Annotated in this window: 2 protein-coding genes and 1 pseudogene; all 3 read right to left on the minus strand. The window is 72.5% G+C overall.

What is annotated here, in order from left to right; genetic code table 11:
- Positions 1–1,574 (minus strand): beta-ketoacyl synthase N-terminal-like domain-containing protein (locus ABZS71_RS14595; protein ID WP_356210012.1); only part of this gene is annotated, 1,574 nt, incomplete at its 3' end.
- A 42-nt stretch (positions 1,575–1,616) separates the two neighbouring features.
- Positions 1,617–5,837 (minus strand): beta-ketoacyl synthase N-terminal-like domain-containing protein, encoded by a 4,221-nt coding sequence (locus ABZS71_RS14600; protein WP_356210254.1) that lies wholly within the window; start codon positions 5,835–5,837, stop codon positions 1,617–1,619.
- A gap of 87 nt (positions 5,838–5,924) precedes the next feature.
- Positions 5,925–6,062 (minus strand): annotated as a pseudogene (locus ABZS71_RS14605) (acyl carrier protein); the annotation flags it as partial.
- Positions 6,063–6,263: the final 201 nt, after the last annotated feature.

Raw genomic sequence — 6,263 nt, forward strand, 5'->3', positions numbered from 1 at the left:
CGGTGCTCGAACACCGACCGCGTCGCCACCAACGACCACCCCACCTCAGCAGCCGACACCCCAGAACCCCCGACCACACACGCCGCCAACGCCGCGGCCTGCCCCCGCAACGCCTCCACACTCCGCCCCGACACCACCCACGGCACCACCCCGGCAGCCTCCCCGGACACCCGCTCCGCCTGCTCACCGGCCTCAGGCCCCTGCTCCAGGATGAGATGCGCGTTCGTACCGGAGATACCGAAGGAGGACACCGCCGCTCGACGGGGGCGCTCCAGCTCGGGCCACTCGACGGGCTCGGTCAGCAGCCGCACCCCGCTGCCGTCCCAGTCGATATGCGGGGTCGGCTCATCGAGGTGCAGATTGGCGGGCAGCCGCGCATGCTGAAGCGCCATCACCATCTTGATGACGCCCGCCACTCCCGCTGCCGCGTGGGTGTGGCCGATGTTGGACTTCAGCGAGCCAAGTAGCAGTGGCCGATCGGCGGGCCGGTCCTGACCGTAGGTGGCGATCAGCGCCTCGGCCTCGATCGGGTCGCCCAGCTTCGTGCCGGTGCCATGGGCCTCCACCGCGTCCACATCACCCGGCGACAGTCCGGCGCTTGCCAATGCCTGGCCGATGACCCGTTCCTGGGCGACATCATTGGGGGCGGTCAGCCCGTTGCTGGCGCCGTCCTGGTTGATCGCCGAGCCCCGGATCACCGCCAGCACCCGATGGCCATGGCGCAGCGCGTCCGACAACCGCTCCAGCACCACCAGGCCGACGCCTTCGGAGAAGCCGGTGCCGTCCGCGGCGGCGGCGAAGGACTTGCACCGGCCGTCCGGGGCCAGCGCGCGCTGCCGGGAGAACTCGGTGAACATGATGGGTGTGGCGAGCGAGGTGACGCCGCCTCCCAGCGCCAGGGTGCACTCCCCCTGGCGTAGGGCCTGGCAAGCCAGATGCATCGCCACCAGCGACGCCGAGCATGCGGTGTCCACCGTGACCGCCGGCCCCTCCAGTCCGAAGGTGTAGGCCACCCGGCCCGAGATCACGCTGGTGAGGCTGCCCGTGGTGGCGTATCCCTCGAATCCCTCGGGAATGCGCGGCGCCCGCGACAGATAGTCCTGGCTGGACACACCCGCGTAGACGCCGGTTCGGGTTCCCTTGAGCGACTGGGGGTCGATTCCGGCACGCTCCAACGCCTCCCAGGCGATTTCCAGCACGAGCCGCTGCTGTGGGTCCATGGCGAGCGCTTCCCGGGGGCTGATGCCGAAGAACGCGGCGTCGAATCGGTCGGCCTCGACGAATCCCCCGTGACGCACACAGCTGGTGCCGTAGTGGTCCGGGTCGGGGTGGTAAAGGCTCTCAAGATCCCAGCCACGATCCGTGGGGAAATCCCCGATCGCATCGACACCGGAGACAAGCAGTTCCCACAGCTCCTCGGGGGACGTCACCCCGCCGGGAAAACGGCAGGCCATGCCCACCACGGCCACCGGCTCCTGGGAACGCTCCTCCACCTCACGCAAGCGCAGACGCGTATCGTGCAGATCGGCGGAAACACGCTTGAGATATTCGACCAGCTTCTCTTCGTTCGCCATGAGGGGTCACCCGGCCTTCAGCGATTGTCGCGCCCGGCACATTCAGGACACACCAAGCTCGTTGTCAATAAAGTCAAGAACCTGATCCGCGGACGCGGACTCCAGCCTTTCCGCCGCGCTCATCTCAGCCGTCGGCCTCTGCGTTGTCTTCAGCTGTTCCGGCGGGGCGCTGCGTGGGGCGGGCACAGCGCCCTCGGGGGAAAGCCGCCGCACAAGGTGGCTCGCGACGCCGTGCGGGGTCGGACATCTGAAGATGAGGGCCGCGGGAAGCCGCAGCCCCGTGGCGGCCGCGAGGCGGTCGCGCAGCTCAACGGCGGTCAGGGACTCAAAGCCCAGCTCCTTGAAGCTCGCGTCGGCGTGCACCGCATCGGCGTCGGTGTGCCCCAGCACCGTGGCGGCGTGGTCACGGACCAGACCGAGCACCGTGCGATACCGGTCGGCCGCCGACAGCCCCGCCAGCCGGCCGGCCCAGTCCATGGACCGTGCCCCGGCGGCGGTCGCGGTACGTCGCCGTACGCCCACGCCACCGCTCGCGGTACGTCGCCGTACGCCCACGCCACCGCTGGGGGTGGCGGCGCCGTGTGTGTCCACGGCTCGGAGCCGGTCGGCTCCGGCCTGGCGCATCACCAGCGAATCGATCGTCAGCACCGGGGCGCCCACGGCGTCGGCGACGACGACGCGCAGCTCGCGCTCGCCCTCCGTGGCCTGCGGCTGAGGAGTGAGCCGGACCCGTACGGTGGTCGCCTCGGCCGCCCACAACGACACGCCGCTCACGGTGAACGGCAGCCATATCCGCTCGCCTGCCGCCCCCGCCGCGGCGTCGGAGCCGGAGTTGTCGGTCAGCGGTGTCAGCAGCGTCGGATGCAGCACGGCGTCCAGCAGCGCCGGGTGGATCCCGAAGCCGCTCCGCTCCCCCGCGGCCTTCGGCAGGGCCACTTGGGCCAGCACATCGGTGCCGTCCCGCCACACCGCCCGCAGCCCCTGGTACGCCGGCCCGTAGGCGTACCCCGAGGCGGCGATCCGGTCGTAGAATCCATCCGTGTCGACCGGCTGCGCGCCCGCCGGAGGCCATATCCCGGACAGCTCTTCCATTCGGCCGTCCGGTACGGCTGGGCCGAGTACACCCACGGCGTGGCACACCCAGTCCGCATCCGCGCCGGAGCGAATGTTCTTGTCGGGACGGGAGTACACCCCCACATCGCGCCGTCCGTCGGCGGTGGCAGAGCCGACCACGACCTGAACGTGAAGCCCGCCCGACGCGGGCAGCACCAGCGGCAGCCGCAGCGCGAGCTCCTCCACCTCCTCGCAGCCGACCTCGTCAGCCGCCCGCACCACCCACTCCATCAGCGCGGCGCCGGGCACCAGTGGGACACCCGCCACCACATGCTCACTCAGCCACGGATGAGTCTGCGCCGAGAGCCGGCCCGTCAGCACATGGCTGCTTCCGTCGGCGAGCTGCACCGCGGCGCCCAGCAGCGGATGTCCGGCGGAGGCGAGGCCGAGGTCGGCGGGGTCGCCGCCACGGCCGCTGGGCGTGTCCAGCCAGTACCGTTCGCGCTGGAACGCATAGGTGGGCAGCTCGACCGTGCGGGGTGGCGGACCGGCCGGGAACACGGCGGTCCAGTCGACGTCAACGCCGGCGATGAACGCCTGGGCCACCGATCGCGTCAGCTGGCCCGGGTCCCCGTGGTCGCGCCGCAGTGTGGGCACCGCGACGGCGCCGATCTCGACCTCTTCGAAGGTCTCCCGCATTCCCATGGTCAGCACGGGGTGGGTGCTGACCTCGATGAACACCCGGTGGCCATCGGCCAGCAGCGCATGGACGGCGTCCGCGAACCGCACCTGCTCCCGCAGATTGCGCACCCAGTACGCGGTGTCGAGAAGTGCGGTGTCGGCCCGGCCACCGGTCACGGTGGAGTAGAACGCCACGCCCGTCCCGGGCGCCTCGACCGGCTCAATTCCGCCCAGAAGCCGGGTGAGTTCATCGGTGATCCCGTCGATCTGGGGGCTGTGCGAGGCGTAGTCCACCTCGATCATCCGGGCTCGCTCGCCCGCCTCCTGGCACGCCGCCAGGGCGGCGGCCACCTGCTGCGGCGGCCCGGACACCACCGTGGACTGCGGCCCGTTCACCACCGCCACCACGACCGCGCCGGCCCGGTCGCCCAGCCCGGACAGCAGCCCCTCCGCCCGCTCCCGGCTCAGCCCCAGCGAGGCCATGGCTCCGCCACCGGCCAGCCGTCGCAGGGCCTGGCTGCGCAGCGCCACGGTCCTCGCGCCGTCCTCCAACGACAGCACACCCGCCACCACGGCCGCCGCGATCTCGCCCTGACTGTGCCCCACTACCGCCGCGGGACGCACACCGTACTCCGCCCATACAGCGGCCAGCGAGACCATCGCGGCCCAGAGCACCAGCTGCACCACATCCACCCGGCCCAGATCCGCCGCGCTCTCCGCACCGCGCAGCACAGCCGTCAGCGACCAGTCGACGTACGGCGCCAACGCACGCTCGCACTCCGCCACCCGCGCCGCGAACACCGGCGAGGCGTCCAGCAGTCCCGCCCCCATACCGACCCACTGCGAGCCCTGGCCCGGGAACACCAGCACCGGACCGGCGCCGCCCGCCGTGCCCGCGCCGGAGCGCACGACACCGGGGCCCACCACGCCCGGGTGGTTCTCACCGGCCGCCATCGCCCCGACCGCCGCCATCAACTCCACGCGGCCCTCGCCGACCACCACCGCCCGGTGCTCGAACACCGACCGTGTGGTGATCAGCGACCAGCCCACTTCCCCGGGCGCTACATCGTCGTCGGCGGCCACGCGCGCCGCCAGCGCCCGCGCCTGTCCTCGCAATGCCTCCGTGCTCCGCGCGGACAGCACCCATGGCACCGCCCCGTCCATCGCGTCGTCCGGCGATACACGGGGGTCGTGGGGTTTCCGCCCAGGAGCCTGTTCCACGATCAGATGCGCGTTGGTGCCGCTGATGCCGAACGAGGACACGCCCGCGCGGCGGGGACGCCCGTCCCCCGGCCACTGAACCGGCTCGGTCAGCAGCCGCACCGCGCCGTTGCCCCAGTGCACATGCGGGCTCGGCTCATCGATGTGCAGGGAGGCGGGCAGCAGCCCGTGCCGCATCGCCATCACCATCTTGATGACACCCGCCACCCCGGCGGCGGCCTGGGTGTGGCCGATGTTCGACTTGAGCGATCCCAGCCACAGGGGCCGGTCATCGCGCCTCCCCTGCCCGTAGGTGGCGAGCAGAGCCTGTGCCTCGATGGGATCGCCCAGCGTGGTTCCGGTGCCGTGTGCTTCGACGGCGTCGACGTCGGACGGCGAAAGTCCCGCGGCTGCCAGGGCCTGGCGGATCACCCGCTGCTGCGAGGGGCCGTTCGGCGCGGTCAGACCGTTGGAGGCACCGTCCTGGTTGACCGCCGAGCCCTGGATCACCGCCAGCACCCGATGGGCATTGCGCCGGGCGTCCGAGAGTCGCTCCAGGAGCAGCAGGCCGACGCCCTCGCCCCAGCCGGTGCCGTCGGCCGCCGCCGCGAACGGCTTGCACCGCCCGTCGGGCGCCAGCCCGCGCTGCCGTGAGAAGCCGGTGAACATGCCGGGGGCGGCCATCACCGTCACCCCGCCGGCCAGGGCCAGTGTGCACTCCCCCTGCCGGAGCGCCTGAATGGCCAGATGAACGGCCACCAGCGACGACGAGCACGCCGTGTCCACCGACACCGCGGGCCCCTCCAGGCCGAAGGTGAAGGCCACCCGGCCGGACACCACGCTCGGGGTGCCGCCGGTCAGCAGATGCCCGTCGAGCCCCTTCGGCGCCTCGTGCAACCGTGGCCCGTAGTCCTGGGGCGTCACCCCGACGAACACCCCGGTCGGGCTGCCCTTGAGCGTGGCGGAGCGGATGCCCGCGCGCTCGAAGGTCTCCCATGCGGTTTCGAGCAGCAGCCGCTGCTGCGGATCGGTGGCCAGCGCCTCGCGCGGGCTGATCCCGAAGAACTCCGCGTCGAACCGCGCCGCGTCGTACAGGAAGCCGCCCTCGTGGGCGTAGCTGGTGCCCTCGCGATCCGGGTCGGGGTCGAACAGCTCGGCCAGGTCCCAGCCGCGGTCCCTGGGGAACTCCCCCACCGCGTCCACGCCGTCGGCCACCAGCCGCCACAGCGCCTCGGGCGAGTCGACCCCGCCCGGGTAGCGGCAGCTCATGGCCACCACGGCGATCGGATCGTCATCGTCGCCCGGTGTCGCGGCAGATGACGGCGGCAGTGCGGCGGCGGGAGCTGTGTGGGCGCGCAGATGAGCGGCAACGGCCAGTGGCGTCGGATGGTCGAAGGTGAGCGTGGCGGTCAGGGGCAGACCGGTGGCCGAGCTGAGCCGCTCGCTGAGTTCCGTGGCCGCCAGTGAGTCGAAGCCGAGCTCTTTGAAGGTGAGGCTCGGGTCGATGGCGCGCGCGTTGGCGTGTCCGAGGACGACGGCCGCGTTCGTCACCACCGTGTCCAGCGGGTCGCGGCCCCGGTCGGCATCGCTGGGGCCGGCCGGCTGTCTCGGCGCCGGGTCCGCGGTGGCGTCCTCGACCGCCTGCGCGGTCGGGGCCGCCGGGGCCGTGGGGGCCGTGGGGGCCGTGGGGGCCGTGGGGGCCGTGGGGGCCGTGGGGGCCGTGGGGGCCGTGGGGGCCGTGGGGGCCGTGGGGGC

Origin of the sequence: Streptomyces sp. NPDC005393 (genome assembly GCF_040606675.1) — a bacterium.
Taxonomy (GTDB): domain Bacteria; phylum Actinomycetota; class Actinomycetes; order Streptomycetales; family Streptomycetaceae; genus Streptomyces.